Below are 16,253 nucleotides of genomic sequence, written 5' to 3' on the forward strand. Positions count from 1 at the left end.
TGACCAGGAGCTGGCAATGCCGTTACGCGAAGAATGTCTGTGGGAAAAACTGACGCCGCAAAGGCCTGAAAATCTAGCGCTCACGGGTGAAGTCACGGTAGACGTCTGCGTGATCGGCGCTGGCTTCACCGGGTTGTCGGCGGCGGTGCATTTGCTGGAGCAAGGCAAGCGCGTCGCGGTGCTGGAGGCCCATCGAACCGGACATGGCGGCTCGGGGCGCAATGTCGGGCTGGTGAACGCGGGCTTGTGGATCCCACCGGACGAGATAGAGGCCGGTTTCGGCGAAGCTGTCGGCAGCCAGCTCAACCGCATGCTGGGCGCGGCACCGGCGCTGGTGTTCAGTCTCGTCGACAAATACAACATCGATTGCCAGTTACGCCGCGAAGGCACGCTGCACATGGCCCATAACGCCCGGGGCGAGGCAGACCTGCGCAGCCGCGAAGAACAATGGAAGCGCCGCGGCGCGCCGGTGGAGCTGCTCACCGGCCAGGCCTGTGTCGAAGCTACGGGCACGTCGAAAATCGCCGCGGCCTTGCTGGACCGACGCGCCGGCACGCTCAATCCGATGGCCTATGTCAGCGGATTGGCCAAGGCAGCGTCGGACCTGGGTGGACAGCTTTTTGACCACTCCCCCGTGACACGCCTGGAACGCCAGGGGCAGCGCTGGTCGGTACAGACGGCCCAGGGTTCGGTACTGGCCGAGCAGGTGGTCATCGCCTCCAATGCCTACACCGAAGGTGAATGGACTGAACTGCGGCGCAATTTCTTCCCCGGCTATTACTACCAGGTAGCGTCCGTCCCGTTGTCCGGCGAGGCGGCGCAACGCATCCTGCCGGGCGGCCAGGGGTCGTGGGATACGCGTCAGGTATTGAGCAGCATTCGCCGCGACAAGGATGGTCGCCTGTTGCTCGGCAGCCTGGGCAATGGCAACCGCAAGCCCATCTGGTTCCTCAAGGCCTGGGCGGACCGGGTGCAGCAGCACTACTTCCCGTATCTCAAGTCTGTGGAGTGGGAGTCCACCTGGACCGGCTGCATTGCCTTCACTCCGGACCATCTGATGCGCCTGTTCGAGCCGGCGCCTGGATTGGTGGCGGTCACCGGTTACAACGGAAGGGGCGTGACCACCGGGACGGTGGTGGGCAAGGCCTTTGCCGATTACCTGTGCCATGGCGACGCGAAAGCGTTACCGATTCCCTTTGCGCCGATGCAGCCAGTGGCCGGGGCGGGCGTACGCAGTTGCCTGTATGAGGCGGGATTCTCGCTGTATCACGCGGGCCAGTGCCTGCGCATCGTCATTTGAGTGTTGAAAAGTGTTGCCGGAACCGGCGTTTTCCGGCGTAGGGTCTAGCCTCTTATGGTGCGGGTTGTAGCAGTTGTGCACCGGCAGTGTGCAGTTCGGTGACGCAGGTTGTTACAGGCTGGTTGCACGCCGTTTCGTGCGATGGTTGCAATGATGGCTCAAGGAAGGTTGTACTGATTTAAGCGACGGGTTGCACCTTGTGCGGTTTAGACGGTTGCACGCCCTATGAAAAAGGGCCCGAAACAGTCGAAATAACAATAAAGCAGCGACTTTTTTCAGAATAAAAAACCGCTGGCACGGCCCTTGCTCTGAGCTTTTCAGTGAAGTCGCAGTGCCAACTAAAAAAAACCTTGGAGCACCACCTCATGTCCCAGACGTTTTACAAGAAAGGCTTTCTGGCCCTTGCCGTTACAGCGGCAATGGGTGTTTCCGCGTTTGCCCATGCAGACTTCAAGATCGGTGTAGCGGGTCCCATGACTGGCGCCAACGCAGCATTCGGCGAGCAGTACATGAAAGGGGCGCAGGCGGCAGCGGACGAAATCAACGCCAAGGGCGGCGTGAACGGCGAGAAGATCGTCCTGGTGAAAGGCGACGACGCGTGCGAGCCGAAGCAGGCCGTGGCCGTGGCCAACCGCTTTGTCGACCAGGACAAGGTGAACGCCGTGGTCGGTCACTTCTGTTCTTCGTCGACCATCCCTGCCTCCGAAGTCTATGGTGACGCCGACATCATGGCCATCACCCCGGGTTCCACCAACCCGGCTGTCACCGAGCGTGGCTTGAACGCGATGTTCCGTATGTGCGGTCGTGACGACCAGCAGGGCGTTGTCGCCGGGGACTACATCGTCGACGTGCTCAAGGGCAAGAAAGTCGTGGTACTGCATGACAAGGACACCTACGGCCAAGGCCTGGCGGATGCCACCAAGGCCCAGTTGGCCAAGCGCGGCGTGACCCCAGTGCTGTACGAAGGCCTGACCCGCGGCGAGAAAGACTTCAGCGCCGTGGTCACCAAGATCCGCGCGGCCGGTGCCGACGTGGTCTATTTCGGTGGCCTGCACCCGGAAGCCGGCCCGCTGGTTCGCCAACTGCGTGAACAAGGCCTCAAGGACGTGAAATTCATGTCCGACGACGGCATCGTGACCGACGAACTGGTGACCACCGCCGGCGGCGCGCAATACGTCGATGGCGTGTACATGACTTTCGGTGCCGACCCACGCCTGCTGCCAGACAGCAAGTCGGTGGTAGACGCATTCCGTGCCAAGGGCACCGAGCCGGAAGGCTACACCCTGTATGCCTACGCTTCCGTCCAGACCCTGGCTGCCGCTTTCAATGGTGCCAAGTCGAACAAGACCGACGCCGCGGCCGAATGGCTCAAGGCCAACCCGGTCCAGACCGTGATGGGCAAGAAGGAGTGGGACAAGAAGGGCGACCTGAAAATCTCCGACTACGTGGTCTACCAGTGGGACAAGGACGGCAAATACCATCAGTTGGAAAAACAGAAGTGATTTGAAGGGATAACGGCTTGTGGCGAGGCAGCTGGCTCCCGCTGGGGCGCTTGGCGGCCCTGAAAACAGGACTGCTGCGCAGTCCAGCGGGAGCAAGCTCCCTCGCCACGCAACCCGTGATCATCCTTCCCGGGCCAAGACCCACCTGTCTTTTCTCCCGAAAGCTGTGCGCCCACCGTGTGGCCTCGGCGGCTGAACCCCGGTCCGTCGCTGCGGTGTGCGTGCAGTCTTTCAAATGCGTGAGATTGCGTTATGGATGGTATTTTCCTGCAGCAACTGATCAATGGCCTGACCCTCGGGTCGGTCTATGGTCTGATCGCCATCGGCTACACAATGGTCTACGGCATCATCGGCATGATCAACTTCGCCCACGGCGAGGTTTACATGATTTCCGCGTACCTCGCGGCAATCAGTCTGGCTCTGCTGGCTTACTTCGGTATTGAATCCTTTCCGCTAATGATCCTCGGCACCCTCGTGTTCACGGTCGTGGTCACCGGGGTCTATGGCTGGGTCATCGAACGCATCGCCTACAAACCGTTGCGAAACTCCACCCGCCTGGCACCGCTGATCAGTGCCATCGGCATTTCGCTGATCCTGCAGAACTATGCACAGATCAGCCAGGGCGCCCGCCAACAGGGTGTGCCGACACTGCTTGAAGGCGCCATGCGCGTCGAAATCGGCACTGGCTTCGTCCAGCTCACCTACACCAAGATCTTCATCCTGGTCGCCGCATTCGCCGGGATGGCCTTGCTGACCTACATCATCAAGTACACCAAGCTGGGGCGCATGTGCCGTGCCACCCAGCAGGATCGCAAGATGGCCTCGATCCTGGGGATCAACACCGACCGGGTGATTTCCTATGTGTTCATCATCGGCGCGGCCATGGCGGCCCTGGCCGGTGTGCTGATCACCATGAACTACGGCACGTTCGACTTCTATGCCGGCTTCATTATCGGCATCAAGGCGTTCACCGCGGCGGTCCTCGGTGGCATCGGCTCCCTGCCTGGGGCGATGCTCGGCGGGATCATCCTCGGGATCTCCGAGTCGCTGTTCTCCGGTCTGATCAACTCCGACTACAAAGACGTGTTCAGTTTCTCGCTGCTGGTGATGATTCTGATTTTCCGTCCCCAAGGCCTGCTGGGTCGCCCACTCGTGGCGAAGGTATAAGTATGTCTGCTGCCAATAAACCGATTGATATCAAACAGAGCGTCATCGACGCGATCCTGGCGGGCCTGATTTCGCTGATCGTGTTCGGGCCGATTGTCGGCGTAGTGCTCGAAGGCTACAGCTTCAACCTGCAACCGGCCCGTGTCGGCTGGCTGGTGGGGGTCGTGATGATCGGGCGTTTCGCCTTGAGCCTGTTCCTGCAAACGCCCAAGGGCCTGAAGGTACTCCAGGGTTTCGAAAGCCCCGGTTCCGGCGTGCACGTCCTGCCACCGGACTACAAGTCGCGCCTGCGCTGGATCATCCCGGCGTTGATCGTGATTGCCATCGTCTTTCCGTTTTTCGCCAACAAGTACGTGCTCACGGTGGTCATCCTCGGGCTGATCTACGTGTTGCTCGGCCTGGGCCTGAACATCGTGGTCGGCCTGGCGGGCCTGCTCGACCTGGGTTACGTGGCGTTCTACGCCATCGGCGCCTATGGCCTGGCGCTGGGTTACCAGTACCTGGGTCTGGGTTTCTGGACCGTACTGCCGCTGGCGGCGATCGCGGCGGCGATGGCGGGTTGCATATTGGGTTTCCCCGTGTTGCGAATGCACGGTGACTACCTGGCGATCGTGACCCTGGGCTTCGGTGAAATCATCCGGCTGGTGCTCAATAACTGGCTGTCATTCACTGGCGGGCCGAACGGCATGCCCGTGCCGTCGCCGACCTTTCTCGGCCTGGAGTTCGGCCGCAAGGCCAAGGAAGGAGGGGTGCCGTTCCACGAGTTCTTCGGCATCGACTACAACCCGAACCTGAAATTCCTGTTCATCTACATCGTGTTGTTCATCGTTGTGCTGCTGGTGCTCTACATCAAGCACAGGCTGACCCGCATGCCGGTCGGACGCGCCTGGGAAGCCCTGCGCGAAGACGAGATCGCCTGCCGTTCCATGGGCCTGAACCACGTGCTGGTCAAGCTTTCGGCGTTCACCCTCGGTGCTTCCACGGCCGGTCTGGCCGGAGTGTTCTTCGCCAGCTACCAGGGGTTCGTCAACCCGTCGTCGTTCACGTTCTTCGAGTCGGCGCTGATCCTGGCGATCGTGGTCCTGGGCGGCATGGGCTCGACCGTGGGCGTGGTGATCGCGGCATTCGTGCTCACCGTGGCGCCGGAACTGCTGCGCAGTTTCTCCGAATACCGCGTGCTGCTGTTCGGCGTATTGATGGTGTTGATGATGATCTGGCGACCTCGCGGCCTGATCCGCATCAGCCGTACCGGTGTGACGCCGCGTAAAGGTGCCATAGCGCATGACGGAGGGCAGCGCCATGAGTGAAGTCGTACTTCAAGTCGAAAACCTGATGATGCAATTCGGTGGCATCAAGGCCCTCAGCGACGTCAGCCTGCAGGTCAAGCGCAACTCGATCTTCGCCCTGATCGGCCCCAATGGCGCGGGCAAGACCACGGTGTTCAACTGCCTGACCGGTTTCTACAAGGCCTCGGGTGGCAAGATCGAGCTCAACGTGCGCGGCGAGCGAACCAACGTCATCAAGCTGCTGGGCGAAGCGTTTCGTCCCAGCGATTTCGTCTCGCCGAAATCCTTTGCCAGCCGGCTGTATTACAAGATGTTCGGCGGTACCCACCTGGTGAACCGTGCCGGCCTGGCGCGGACCTTCCAGAACATCCGCCTGTTCCGGGAAATGTCGGTGTTGGAAAACCTGCTGGTGGCCCAGCACATGTGGGTCAACCGCAGCCTGGTGGCCGGCATCCTCAACACCAAGGGCTATCGCAAGGCTGAAAGCGACGCGCTGGACCACGCCTTCTACTGGCTCGAAGTCGTGGACCTGGTGGATTGTGCCAACCGCCTGGCGGGTGAGCTTTCCTATGGTCAACAGCGTCGCCTGGAAATTGCCCGGGCCATGTGCACCCGTCCACAGGTCATCTGCCTCGACGAACCGGCCGCCGGCCTCAACCCTCAGGAAACCGAAGCGCTGAGCGCGATGATCCGGCTGCTGCGCGACGAGCACGATCTGACCGTGGTGCTGATCGAACACGACATGGGCATGGTAATGAGCATTTCCGACCACATCGTGGTGCTGGACCACGGCAACGTGATCGCCGAAGGCGGTCCGGAGGCGATTCGCAACGATCCGAAGGTGATCGCGGCCTACCTGGGTGCCGATGAAGAGGAACTGGTATGAGCGGACCGATCCTCGAACTCAAGGAACTGGACGTGTTCTACGGGCCGATCCAGGCGCTGAAGAAAGTCTCGATGCAGATTGGTGAAGGCGAGACCGTGAGCCTGATCGGCTCCAACGGTGCCGGCAAGTCCACGCTGCTGATGTCGATCTTCGGCCAGCCGCGCGCGGCCAGTGGGCAGATCATCTACCAGGGTGTGGACATTACCCACAAGTCATCCCACTACATCGCGTCCAACGGCATTGCGCAGTCGCCGGAAGGGCGGCGGGTGTTCCCCGACATGACCGTCGAGGAGAACCTGCTGATGGGCACCATCCCCATCGGTGACAAATATGCCAGCGAAGACATGCAGCGCATGTTCGAACTGTTTCCGCGGCTCAAGGAGCGGCGCAACCAACGGGCCATGACCATGTCCGGTGGCGAGCAGCAAATGCTCGCCATTGCCCGGGCGTTGATGAGCCGGCCGAAGTTGTTGCTGCTCGATGAGCCGAGCCTGGGGCTGGCGCCGATCGTGGTGAAACAGATCTTCGCCACCTTGCGGGAACTGGCGTCCACCGGGATGACCATCTTCCTGGTGGAACAGAACGCCAACCACGCCCTCAGGTTGTCGGATCGGGCCTACGTGATGGTCAACGGCGAAATCCGCCTGACCGGCACAGGCAAGGAGCTGCTCGCCAACGAAGAAGTGCGCAACGCGTATCTGGGCGGGCACTGACGACACTGATGCGGCAAAAAAAACCGGCGAGTGATCGCCGGTTTTTTTATCTCTTCAGAACACCGCCCAACCCTGTGGGGGAGCCTGCTCGCGATAGCGATAGACCTGTCGACATCCATGGCCTGACCCACCGCTATCGCGAGCAAGCTCTCTCCCACAGGGGAAATTGATATGGGCGGAATAATTGTGGACAACAATCCACAGCCCTTGCCAAACCGCGACATAAAGTCGCCGCAAACAGTTGTTTTGCCACGGTTTTGAGTTGTCCCCGTTTGCTGTGGAGCCGGCTGTGGGTAACGTGGGAATAGCTGGCTGGACGCCTTTGAATACGTGGCTTGCAGGGTTGTGATCGTTTTTTGAACAGGCATTTTCTGGCGTGCATGAATGCAGGCTGTCAACCCTTTTCCGAACGCTGGAACAGTCTTCGGAATCTGTGGGCAAGCCTGTGGATAAGTCTGTGACTAAACTCTGGAAAGACCGCTCCGAGGGCCGTGGTTGCTAGCTCCGAGCCATCGTCCCTTTCACCTTCGGCTTATAGCAGAGAATCTGTTCTGCACAACCTCATATGCAGGGTCAAGGGAAAAAAGTTTCCTCAAACCTCGCAAAGCCTTAAGCGCGGCGGCTTGCAGCGTTTTCAGTTGCCCCCGATTACTGTGGACGTGCCTGTGGATAAGGTGCGTGCAACAGGCTGCATCCCTTGTCCTGCAAGGGATGGCGCCGTTTGATCGTTTTATGATCAGTCTGGCCTGGGTCAACATCCGTGGCGGGCAGTTGCCGCTCGCTGCCGGGCCGGGCATGCTGTGGGGCGATCCCGTTCAATGGCTGCCTCAAGCCCAATCAAGGAGAACATGATGTCCAATACCCTGTTTATCACCGGGGCGACGTCCGGATTCGGTGAAGCCTGTGCCCGTCGTTTTGCCGAGGCCGGTTGGAAACTTGTGCTGACCGGGCGCCGTGAAGAGCGCCTCAATGCCCTCTGCGCCGAGCTGTCGAAACAGACCGAAGTCCATGGCCTGGTATTGGATGTGCGCGACCGCAAGGCCATGGAGGAGGCCATCGCCAATCTGCCGCCGTCCTTTGCCACACTGCGTGGCTTGATCAACAACGCCGGATTGGCCTTGGGAGTCGATCCGGCACCCAAGTGCGACCTCGATGACTGGGACACGATGGTCGACACCAACGTCAAGGGGCTGCTCTACAGCACGCGCCTGCTGCTGCCGCGCCTGATTGCCCATGGCCGCGGCGCGGGGATCATCAATCTGGGTTCCATCGCCGGCAATTACCCGTATCCCGGTAGCCACGTGTATGGCGCGAGCAAGGCGTTCGTCAAACAGTTCTCGCTGAACCTGCGCTGCGATCTGCAAGGTACCGGCGTACGGGTCAGCAACATCGAGCCCGGCTTATGTGAGAGCGAGTTCTCACTGGTGCGTTTCGGCGGTGATCAGGAGCGCTACAACGCGACCTATGCCGGGGCCGAGCCGATCCAGCCGCAGGACATTGCCGAAACGATCTACTGGGTGCTCAACACGCCAGCGCACATCAACATCAACAGCCTGGAGCTGATGCCGGTGAGCCAGACCTGGGCCGGGTTTGCCATTGAGCGCAACAAGACCTGACGGCAATCCCCTCGACACAAACAGCGTCAGCCCAGGTAATCGGCCAATCCGCGGTAGCAGGTCATCAGGTGATACGGGGTAGTCGAGGGCATGTCCCGACGACTGACGAGGCCATCGGCATCCAGGCATTCGTTCCATCCCTTGGCATGCAGGAAATGCTGTTGCAGAGCCTGTAGCTGACGCAGCAACACGTCCTGGCTTCCCGGGCGCAGGGTGAGAGCGCGCAGGTACTCGGCCTGGGCCCAGATGCGCTGGGTGGCGTCACGTGCGACAGCCTCCGGCATCGGGTTCAGCATGGCGCACACCGCACCGGACTGCGGGTCCACGCCTTGTCGCTCGGTATAGCCAAAGCTCTGCTGCAGGGCCATGCGCAACTTGCCGTCTTGCAGCAGGGGCGACGAGGCCAGCAGGAAATACCACTCGAACTGGTGTCCCGGCTCGAACCAGTTATCCACAGCTTTGAGCGGTTTCTCCATCATCACGCCCAGCTTCGGCTCAATGAAGCGCTTGGACATCCCGTCACACAGACTCAACAATGCCTGGCGAACGTTGGCGTCCTCACGGACCGAGAGGGTGGCGAGGAAGGCTTCGGCCAGGTGCATCAAGGGGTTTTGCAGCGGACCGGATCCGAGCGTTGACCAATCGCGCTTGAGGCTGGCCTCGTAGAGACCGTCGCCGGTGGCAAAGCGCCGGGCAATGACTTCCAGGGCGGCGTTGAGCACCGATTCCACCAGCGGTTCGCGAACCTTGCCCCAGTAATGGGCGCAGGCGAACAGGATGAAGGCATGGGTATAAAGATCCTTGCCGGTGTCCAGCGGGGCGCCTTGCGGGTCGATGCTGTAGAACCAGCCGCCGTGTTCGCCATCGTGAAAGTGTCGCTGTAGCGAGCGGAACAGCGCCGCGGCCCGTTCTTCGGCCCCTGCCACCTCGCCGATCAGGCTGGCGAACACGTACAGCTGTCTTGCGCAGGCCATCGCGCGGTAGCGTTGGGGTGGCAACGGCGTGTGGGTGGCATCCAGGGATTCGTAGGGCAATGCCAGTTCGGCATTCCAACCCGGGCCTTGCCACATGGGCACGATCACCTCGTGAAAGTGCTGGCGCGCTGTTGCGAACAGGGCAATCAACTCAGGCGAAGGAGCGGGGCGGGAAGCATCGGGCATGGGCGGACGTCGTCACGGCAGGGGGCGATTGCGCGACATGGTAGCAGAGTGGCAGGGGCGAGAGATGCAGTGCCTTCAAGGGCCCCTTCGCGGGCAAGCCCGCTCCCACAGGACCGGTGTATGCCGATCAAGTTGTGGGAGCGGGCTTGCTCGCGAAGGCAGCCTTGACGGCGCTGCCAATCAACCTGCCAACAACCAGACCCCGACCCCCGCCGAAGCCGCCCCCGCCAGCCGCACCAAAGGCGCAGCCGCTCGCGGCAATACGCGAACCAGGGCAAAGCCTGCGCCATGCAGCGCCGCCGTTGCCGCGACGAATCCGGCCGCATACGCCCAAGGGCTCGACATGTCCGGCAGCTCCAGTCCATGGGCCACGCCATGGAACAACGCAAACAATGCCGTTGCGGCAACCGCCAGGCTCAATGGCGGACGCACGGCCAGCGCCACCGCCAAGCCCAGAGCCAGCACCGAGGCGGCGATCCCGCTTTCCAATGCCGGCAACTGCAGCCCTGCGAAACCGAACAAACCGCCGATCAGCATCGTGCCGATGAAGGTGCAGGGCAACGCCCAGCGTGCGGAGCCTTGTTGTTGCGCTGCCCACAAGCCGACCGCAAGCATGGCGAGCAGGTGATCCAGGCCGCCGATGGGGTGCCCGAGGCCGGCGATCAGACCATTGTCACCATGGCCGGGATGGGCGAAGGCCAGGGGCGGGACCAGCAGCAGGACGAGGGTGCCGAGAATGCGTTTGGGGGTCATGAAAAAGCTTCCTTGTTGAGAATTCGAAAAGTCAGGCAGCAGTCAGCAGGCCCTGGCGCTCGATGAAAGCGATGATTTCGTCCAGGCCCTGGCCGGTTTTCTGGTTGCTGAAGACGAATGGCTTGCCGTTGCGCATCCGCCGGGTGTCGCTGTCCATCATCTCCAGCGAGGCGCCTACCAGCGGTGCCAGGTCGATTTTATTGATCACCAGCAAGTCGGACTTACAGATGCCCGGTCCACCTTTGCGTGGCAACTTGTCCCCGGCCGATACGTCGATCACGTATAGGGTCAGATCCGACAGCTCCGGGCTGAAGGTCGCCGAGAGGTTGTCGCCGCCGGACTCCACCAGGATCAGATCCAGCCCCGGGAAGCGGCGGTTCAACTGGTCCACCGCTTCGAGATTGATCGAGGCGTCTTCGCGAATGGCCGTGTGGGGGCAGCCGCCGGTTTCGACACCAATGATCCGCTCCGGCGCGAGGGCTTCGTTGCGGACCAGGAAGTCGGCGTCTTCACGGGTGTAGATATCGTTGGTGACCACCGCCAGGTTGTAGCGCTCGCGCAGGGCCAGGCACAGGGCCAGGGTCAGGGCGGTCTTGCCGGAGCCCACCGGGCCGCCGATGCCGACGCGCAGGGGTTGTGCATTCATTGTTGGTCTCCTAGGAACGGAACAGACGGCTGTACTGGCGCTCATGGGCCATACACGCCAGGGACAGGCCAAACGCGGCGCTGCCGTAATGCTCGGGGTCAATGTTCGAAGCGTTGTGCTGGGCCTGTTGCAGCAACGGCATCAGCTCGCTGGTCAGGCGCTGGGCGGCTTGCTGGCCGAGGGGAAGGGTTTTCATCAGCACCGCCAGTTGGTTTTCCAACCAGCTCCACAGCCACGCGGCGAGCGCGTCCTGGGGAATGATGTCCCAGGCGCGGGCGGCCAGGGCCCAGCCCAGGGCCAGGTGGGGTTCGCTGCGTTGTTCGAGAAAGCGCCGGGCGGCCCCGTCGAGTTCCGGCAGGCCGCCGAGCAGTTGCTGCAGTGAATAGCCCATCTGCCGGCTTTCCTGATACAGCTCGCGGGTTTCCCGGCTGGCGCGGTGTGCTTCGCAGTGTTGCCCCAAGGCGTTCCAATCATCGGCCGCGGCGGCGGTGCAATGAGCGAGCAACAGGGGCGCTTCGAAGCGTGCCAGGTTCAGCAGCAATTGATCGCCAATCCATCGGTGCGCGTCGTCGGCTGTCTTGATCAGGCCGTTATCCACCGCCATCTCCAGCCCTTGGGAATAGCTGTAGCCGCCGATGGGCAACTGCGGGCTGGCCAGACGCAACAGCGCCCAGGCCGGGTTCATGTGCGCACGCCGAATTGATGCAGACGCGGTGCGTAGTTGAAGTCTTCCTCGCCTTGCCGCGAATGGTGATGGCCGCCGCCATAGGCGCCGTGTTCCGGTTGGAAGGGGGCTTCGATAGCGGCGACGCTGGCGCCCAGTTGTTCGAGCATCGCCTTGAGCACGTAATCGTCCAGCAAGCGCAACCAGCCATCGCCCACTTGCAGGGCCACATGGCGATTGCCAAGGTGGTACGCCGCACGCGTCAGCTCGAAGCCATTGGCGCAGGTGACGTGCAGCAATTGTTCGGGACGGGCGCAGACCCGTACGATACGGCCGTCTTCGGCCTGGAGGCATTCGCCGTCATGGAGCGGCGGCTGGCCCCGCTCCAAAAACAATCCCACGTCCTCGCCCTCGGCACTGAAACAGCGCAGGCGACTTTTGCTGCGGGCATCGAAAGTCAGATGAAGCTCCGCATCCCAGCGGGGTTGAGTGTCGATTCTGCGATGAATCACCAGCATCGGAGTGCTTCCAGCAATGAACGGTGCTGTGTTTAGAGCAAGTGGCTTGCCAATTGAATATGGCGTAGGAAATGGGCGTGGGACGCTGGAGCGGGCTTTCCACGCAGGATGTATTTCGTTCCGGGTTGGTGCGCGCTGTGAGGTTTTTGCACTGTTTTGTGGCGCGCGGCGAACCTGTGGGAGCGGGCTTGCTCGCGAAGGCGGTGGATCAGTGGAAATCCATGTATTTGATCCACCGTCTTCGCGAGCAAGCCCGCTCCCACAGGAGGTTATTCAGTGCTGCCCAAGCCTTGCCAATGCTTGAGGCCGATAAAGATAAACCGCAGTTGCTGGGTGATCTTCGCCTGGGGCGTGAGGTGGTCGGGGGGCGCTTTGGTGGGAGGGTCGATGATGTCGGGCAGGGTGGCGAACACGCTTTTGACGATGAGGTCGGCCATCACGCTCAGCCCGGCAAGATCCAGATGCTGCAGTTTCGGCATCAACGCCAGGTCGGCGGCCAGGTCCGAGCTGATGGCTTCACGCAGTTGTGCAATGGCCTGCCGTACCGGCAGGGAGCCGCCGTACTGTTCGCGAGCAAGAAACAGGAACTGCGATCGGTTGGCTTGCACCACGTCGAGGAAGATCCGTACCGACGCATCAATGATGCCGCCCATGACGAATTCGTTGTGACGCACCAGCCGGATGGTTTCGCGGAAGGTCTGGCCCACTTCGCTGACCAGCGCCAGGCCCAATTGATCCATATCGTCGAAGTGCCGGTAGAAACCGGTGGGTACAATGCCCGCCGTTTTGGCCACTTCGCGCAGGCTCAGGCTGCCGAACCCCCGGCCGCACTCCATCAAATGACGGGCCGCGTCCATCAGGGCAATTCGGGTCTGTTGTTTCTGTTCGGCGCGGGGCAACATCGCAGGCCTGACTTCCGAGTCATGGGAGCGAGGCACTTTAGCAAATCGGCTTTGCCGACGTCGAACGGTAGAGGGGATTACGCGGGGGAAGCGAGGCCTGAAAAGTCAAAAGCCCGATTGCAGGAAATCGGGCTTTTTCACGGCCACCATGGGCTCAGCTCACTTTGCCGTTGCGTTCGTTGAGGCGTTCACTACCACCTTCGGCGAGTTGGCCTTGAGGGGTGTTGTTGTAGCCGTCTTCGGCGAGCTGGCCCTGAGGGGTGTTGTTGTAGCCGTCTTCGGCGAGCTGGCCCTGAGGGGTGTTGTTGTAGCCGTCTTCGGCGAGCTGGCCCTGAGGGGTGTTGTTATAGCCGTCTTCGGCGAGCTGGCCCTGAGGGGTGTTGTTATAGCCGTCTTCGGCGAGTTGGCCCTGAGGGGTGTTGTTGTAGCCATCTTCAGCGAGTTGGCCTTGACGGGTTTGGTTAAAGCCGTCTTCGGCAACAGTCTGGCTATACACGGAGTGGCTGTCCTTGACCTGTGGTGTAGCCTGTTCGGAAGCTGGCAGGGCGAAAGCAGTGGAGGCCAGCAGTGAAAGGGACAGGCTCATCAGTAATTGGCGTTTCATGGTCGTTGCTCCTCGGGAGGGCTAAAAAGTGGGTACGAGGGCAATGCTACTCTCGATAAGTCGATATAAAAGTTCATAAACGCAATGGTAATAATCAACGGAATTGATTGTTCTGTGGAAAGGCTCTAGAACGGGCGTTTCCGGGGGGCGGTTTTGCACCACGGTGGGTATTTGGTACCCACTTTCGCCACGCGAGTGTGCGCTGGCGGTAACAGCTGGCTGGCGGATCGGTCAGGTTTTTCACCCCAGGTGGTAAACCTGTTGGGCGTTCCGTCAGTCTCACTCATATAACGAGCCGACTACAGGTTCGGTTTTTTCAGGTGTTGCGGTACGGACGCCGATTTGTCATCAGGAGCCTTGTGCATGACACGCACTTCAAAAATCCTTGCCTGGAGCTTGGCCTGCCTTGCTGTCTTGCTGGCCGTGTTGGTGCTGGTCATCGCGTTCTTCGATTGGAACCGGATCAAGCCGACGCTCAATGCCAAGGTGTCCGAGGAACTGCATCGCCCATTCGCCATTAACGGCAACCTGGCCGTGGTCTGGCAACGTGAACCCGAAGAGGGTGGCTGGCGGGCCTGGTTGCCGTGGCCCCACGTAGTGGCCGAGGATTTGAGCCTGGGTAACCCCGAATGGTCGAAAAAAACGCAGATGGCAACGCTCAGGCGTGTGGAGTTGCGCATCTCCCCCCTGGCCTTGCTGGCCCGGCGCGTGACGATCCCTAGAATCGACCTGACCGAACCCGACGCCAACCTGCAACGCCTGGCTGACGGACGCGCCAACTGGACCTTCAAGTTCGACCCGAAGGACCCGGACGCCGAACCGTCGAGCTGGGTAGTCGACATCGGGGCCATCGGCTTCGATAAGGGCCACGTCACGCTTGACGACCAGACCTTGAGAACCCGACTCGACCTGCTGATCGACCCACTGGGCAAGTCCATTCCGTTCAAGGATATCGTCGGCGAAAAAGCTGCGAAAAAGGTCCAGGATCAGGGGGCGACGCCTCAGGATTATGGGTTCGCCTTCAAGGTCGACGGGCAATATCACGGACAGAACCTCAGTGGTTCCGGCAAGGTCGGCGGCCTGCTGGCCTTGCAGAATGCATTTCAACCCTTTCCCTTGCAGGCTCAGGTAAAGACCGCCGATACCCGTGTCGAACTGGCCGGCACCCTCACCGACCCGATGAATCTCGGCGCCTTGGACCTGCGCCTGAAACTGGCCGGCACCAGCCTCGCTCACCTGTATCCGCTGACCGGCGTGACCTTGCCGGACTCATCGCCCTATGAAACCGACGGCCATCTGATCGCCAAGCTCCATGAGCCGGGTGGGGCGCTGTTTCGCTACGAGGCATTCAATGGAAAGATCGGCGACAGCGACATCCATGGTGACCTGGCCTACGTCGCCAGCCAGCCACGGCCAAAACTCAGTGGCACGCTGGTGTCCAATCAACTGTTGTTCAGCGACCTGGCGCCGCTGATCGGTGCAGATTCCAACACCGAGCAGAAGGCCCGTGGCAGTGCCAGCAAACAGCCGTCGGACAAAGTGCTGCCCGTGGAAGAGTTCCGCACCGAGCGCTGGAATGCGATGGATGCCGACGTGGAGTTCACCGGTAAGCGCATCGTCCACAGTGCGCAGTTGCCGTTCACCGACCTCTACACGCACCTGGTGCTCAACGACGGTCAACTGAGCCTTGAGCCCGTGCGTTTCGGCGTCGCCGGTGGCCGGCTCGATGCGCAGATCCGCCTCAACGGTCAAGCCCATCCGCTGGAGGGCCAGGCGAAGCTGACGGCGCGAGGATTCAAGCTCAAACAGCTATTCCCCGGTTTCGAACCGATGAAAACCAGTTTCGGCGAGCTCAACGGCGACGCCGACATCAGCGGTCGCGGCAACTCGGTCGCGGCGTTGCTCGGTACGTCCAACGGTACGCTGAAAATGCTCATCAACGACGGTGCTATCAGCCGCGAGCTGATGGAGCTGGCAGGGTTGAACGTGGGCAACTACGTGATGGGGAAAATCTTTGGCGACAAGGAAGTGAAGATCAACTGTGCCGCGGCGGATTTCGACATCAAGACCGGCCTGGCAACCACCCGCCTGTTCGTTTTCGATACCGAAAACGCGATCATCTACATCGACGGCACGGCGAACATGGCCACGGAACAACTGGACCTGACCATTTCTCCGGAATCCAAGGGCTGGCGGCTGATTTCCCTGCGCTCGCCCTTGTATGTACGGGGCAAGTTCGCCAAGCCTTCGGCCGGGGTCAAGGCCGTGCCGCTGATGCTGCGCGGCGCCGGCATGGTGGCACTGGGTGTGATCGCTGCGCCGGCGGCAGGCTTGCTGGCCCTGGTGGCTCCCAGCGGTGGCGAGCCGAACCAGTGCGCGCCGTTGCTGGAGCAGATGAAGTCGGGCAAGGCACCGGTGACGGTCAAGCCAACGCGCTGATTCGGGGATTTGGTGGTGGGGCCTAAGGCCTATTCGCGAGCAAGCCCGCTCCCACAGGTGACCGCGTTCATTCAGAAGGAACGCGGTCACCTGTGGG

Annotated in this window: 16 protein-coding genes; 9 read left to right on the forward strand and 7 right to left on the reverse strand. The window is 61.3% G+C overall.

Translation table 11 applies throughout. The annotated features are described in order from the left end of the window. Positions 1 to 16 precede the first annotated feature (16 nt). The 8 genes from FBY02_RS13905 to FBY02_RS13940 all read left to right on the forward strand — a co-directional run bounded on the left by FBY02_RS13905 (position 17) and on the right by FBY02_RS13940 (position 8,470). Entirely contained in the window at positions 17 to 1,300 is a 1,284-nt protein-coding gene (locus FBY02_RS13905) for an FAD-binding oxidoreductase (protein ID WP_144928446.1), read from the forward strand. Positions 1,301 to 1,665: 365 nt separating this feature from the next. Next, positions 1,666 to 2,802, forward strand: a complete 1,137-nt coding sequence (locus tag FBY02_RS13910) for an ABC transporter substrate-binding protein (RefSeq protein WP_047700307.1) — start codon at positions 1,666 to 1,668, stop codon at positions 2,800 to 2,802. A 252-nt stretch (positions 2,803 to 3,054) separates the two neighbouring features. Then, positions 3,055 to 3,969 (forward strand): branched-chain amino acid ABC transporter permease LivH, encoded by a 915-nt coding sequence (locus tag FBY02_RS13915; protein ID WP_144928448.1) that lies wholly within the window; start codon positions 3,055 to 3,057, stop codon positions 3,967 to 3,969. Positions 3,970 to 3,971: 2 nt separating this feature from the next. Then, complete coding sequence (gene livM / locus FBY02_RS13920) at positions 3,972 to 5,276, forward strand: high-affinity branched-chain amino acid ABC transporter permease LivM (protein ID WP_144928450.1); 1,305 nt, start codon at positions 3,972 to 3,974, stop codon at positions 5,274 to 5,276. Beyond that, positions 5,269 to 6,141 carry an ABC transporter ATP-binding protein gene (locus tag FBY02_RS13925; protein ID WP_144928452.1) on the forward strand — a complete coding sequence of 291 codons (873 nt, stop codon included), beginning with the start codon at positions 5,269 to 5,271 and terminating at the stop codon, positions 6,139 to 6,141. The genes livM and FBY02_RS13925 overlap by 8 nt, the downstream gene beginning before the upstream one ends. Continuing rightward, positions 6,138 to 6,854 carry an ABC transporter ATP-binding protein gene (locus FBY02_RS13930; protein WP_041023532.1) on the forward strand — a complete coding sequence of 239 codons (717 nt, stop codon included), beginning with the start codon at positions 6,138 to 6,140 and terminating at the stop codon, positions 6,852 to 6,854. Before FBY02_RS13925 ends, FBY02_RS13930 begins: the two co-directional genes overlap by 4 nt. A gap of 678 nt (positions 6,855 to 7,532) precedes the next feature. Then, entirely contained in the window at positions 7,533 to 7,706 is a 174-nt protein-coding gene (locus tag FBY02_RS28110; RefSeq protein ID WP_178111839.1) for a hypothetical protein, read from the forward strand. Next, positions 7,706 to 8,470 carry an SDR family oxidoreductase gene (locus FBY02_RS13940; protein WP_144928454.1) on the forward strand — a complete coding sequence of 255 codons (765 nt, stop codon included), beginning with the start codon at positions 7,706 to 7,708 and terminating at the stop codon, positions 8,468 to 8,470. Before FBY02_RS28110 ends, FBY02_RS13940 begins: the two co-directional genes overlap by 1 nt. A 26-nt stretch (positions 8,471 to 8,496) precedes the next feature. On the opposite strand, the gene FBY02_RS13945 is transcribed toward FBY02_RS13940, so the two are convergent. From FBY02_RS13945 to FBY02_RS13975, 7 genes are all read right to left on the reverse strand, one after another. Next, the gene (locus tag FBY02_RS13945) at positions 8,497 to 9,630 is read right to left on the reverse strand and encodes an AGE family epimerase/isomerase (protein WP_144928456.1); all 1,134 of its coding nucleotides are present in this window, start codon (positions 9,628 to 9,630) and stop codon (positions 8,497 to 8,499) included. A gap of 180 nt (positions 9,631 to 9,810) precedes the next feature. Next, positions 9,811 to 10,383 (reverse strand): HupE/UreJ family protein, encoded by a 573-nt coding sequence (locus FBY02_RS13950; protein WP_144928458.1) that lies wholly within the window; start codon positions 10,381 to 10,383, stop codon positions 9,811 to 9,813. Positions 10,384 to 10,414: 31 nt separating this feature from the next. After that, positions 10,415 to 11,029 carry an urease accessory protein UreG gene (gene ureG / locus FBY02_RS13955; RefSeq protein ID WP_144928460.1) on the reverse strand — a complete coding sequence of 205 codons (615 nt, stop codon included), beginning with the start codon at positions 11,027 to 11,029 and terminating at the stop codon, positions 10,415 to 10,417. A gap of 10 nt (positions 11,030 to 11,039) precedes the next feature. Continuing rightward, the gene (locus FBY02_RS13960) at positions 11,040 to 11,714 is read right to left on the reverse strand and encodes an urease accessory protein UreF (RefSeq protein WP_144928462.1); all 675 of its coding nucleotides are present in this window, start codon (positions 11,712 to 11,714) and stop codon (positions 11,040 to 11,042) included. After that, the gene (gene ureE / locus FBY02_RS13965; RefSeq protein ID WP_144928464.1) at positions 11,711 to 12,211 is read right to left on the reverse strand and encodes an urease accessory protein UreE; all 501 of its coding nucleotides are present in this window, start codon (positions 12,209 to 12,211) and stop codon (positions 11,711 to 11,713) included. Before ureE ends, FBY02_RS13960 begins: the two co-directional genes overlap by 4 nt. A 269-nt stretch (positions 12,212 to 12,480) precedes the next feature. Continuing rightward, positions 12,481 to 13,113: a TetR family transcriptional regulator gene (locus FBY02_RS13970; protein ID WP_144928466.1), complete on the reverse strand. Its 633-nt coding sequence runs from the start codon at positions 13,111 to 13,113 to the stop codon at positions 12,481 to 12,483. 154 nt (positions 13,114 to 13,267) lie between these two features. Next, the gene (locus FBY02_RS13975; RefSeq protein WP_144928468.1) at positions 13,268 to 13,717 is read right to left on the reverse strand and encodes a hypothetical protein; all 450 of its coding nucleotides are present in this window, start codon (positions 13,715 to 13,717) and stop codon (positions 13,268 to 13,270) included. Positions 13,718 to 14,080: 363 nt separating this feature from the next. Between FBY02_RS13975 and FBY02_RS13980 the strand changes: the two genes are divergently transcribed. Continuing rightward, positions 14,081 to 16,156, forward strand: coding sequence for an AsmA family protein (locus FBY02_RS13980; protein WP_144928471.1), 2,076 nt, complete (start codon positions 14,081 to 14,083; stop codon positions 16,154 to 16,156). Positions 16,157 to 16,253: the final 97 nt, after the last annotated feature.

It is taken from the genome of Pseudomonas sp. SJZ078 (genome assembly GCF_007828255.1).
GTDB lineage: Bacteria > Pseudomonadota > Gammaproteobacteria > Pseudomonadales > Pseudomonadaceae > Aquipseudomonas.

Excerpts from the sequence above, each read along its gene's own strand:
- FBY02_RS13905 (WP_144928446.1), top strand. The coding sequence starts at position 17 with ATGCCGTTACGCGAAGAATGTCTGTGGGAAAAACTGACGCCGCAAAGG.
- FBY02_RS13910 (WP_047700307.1), top strand. The coding sequence starts at position 1,666 with ATGTCCCAGACGTTTTACAAGAAAGGCTTTCTGGCCCTTGCCGTTACA.
- FBY02_RS13915 (WP_144928448.1), top strand. The coding sequence starts at position 3,055 with ATGGATGGTATTTTCCTGCAGCAACTGATCAATGGCCTGACCCTCGGG.
- livM (WP_144928450.1), top strand. The coding sequence starts at position 3,972 with ATGTCTGCTGCCAATAAACCGATTGATATCAAACAGAGCGTCATCGAC.
- FBY02_RS13925 (WP_144928452.1), top strand. The coding sequence starts at position 5,269 with ATGAGTGAAGTCGTACTTCAAGTCGAAAACCTGATGATGCAATTCGGT.
- FBY02_RS13930 (WP_041023532.1), top strand. The coding sequence starts at position 6,138 with ATGAGCGGACCGATCCTCGAACTCAAGGAACTGGACGTGTTCTACGGG.
- FBY02_RS13940 (WP_144928454.1), top strand. The coding sequence starts at position 7,706 with ATGTCCAATACCCTGTTTATCACCGGGGCGACGTCCGGATTCGGTGAA.
- FBY02_RS13945 (WP_144928456.1), bottom strand. The coding sequence starts at position 9,630 with ATGCCCGATGCTTCCCGCCCCGCTCCTTCGCCTGAGTTGATTGCCCTG.
- FBY02_RS13950 (WP_144928458.1), bottom strand. The coding sequence starts at position 10,383 with ATGACCCCCAAACGCATTCTCGGCACCCTCGTCCTGCTGCTGGTCCCG.
- ureG (WP_144928460.1), bottom strand. The coding sequence starts at position 11,029 with ATGAATGCACAACCCCTGCGCGTCGGCATCGGCGGCCCGGTGGGCTCC.
- FBY02_RS13960 (WP_144928462.1), bottom strand. The coding sequence starts at position 11,714 with ATGAACCCGGCCTGGGCGCTGTTGCGTCTGGCCAGCCCGCAGTTGCCC.
- ureE (WP_144928464.1), bottom strand. The coding sequence starts at position 12,211 with ATGCTGGTGATTCATCGCAGAATCGACACTCAACCCCGCTGGGATGCG.
- FBY02_RS13970 (WP_144928466.1), bottom strand. The coding sequence starts at position 13,113 with ATGTTGCCCCGCGCCGAACAGAAACAACAGACCCGAATTGCCCTGATG.
- FBY02_RS13975 (WP_144928468.1), bottom strand. The coding sequence starts at position 13,717 with ATGAAACGCCAATTACTGATGAGCCTGTCCCTTTCACTGCTGGCCTCC.
- FBY02_RS13980 (WP_144928471.1), top strand. The coding sequence starts at position 14,081 with ATGACACGCACTTCAAAAATCCTTGCCTGGAGCTTGGCCTGCCTTGCT.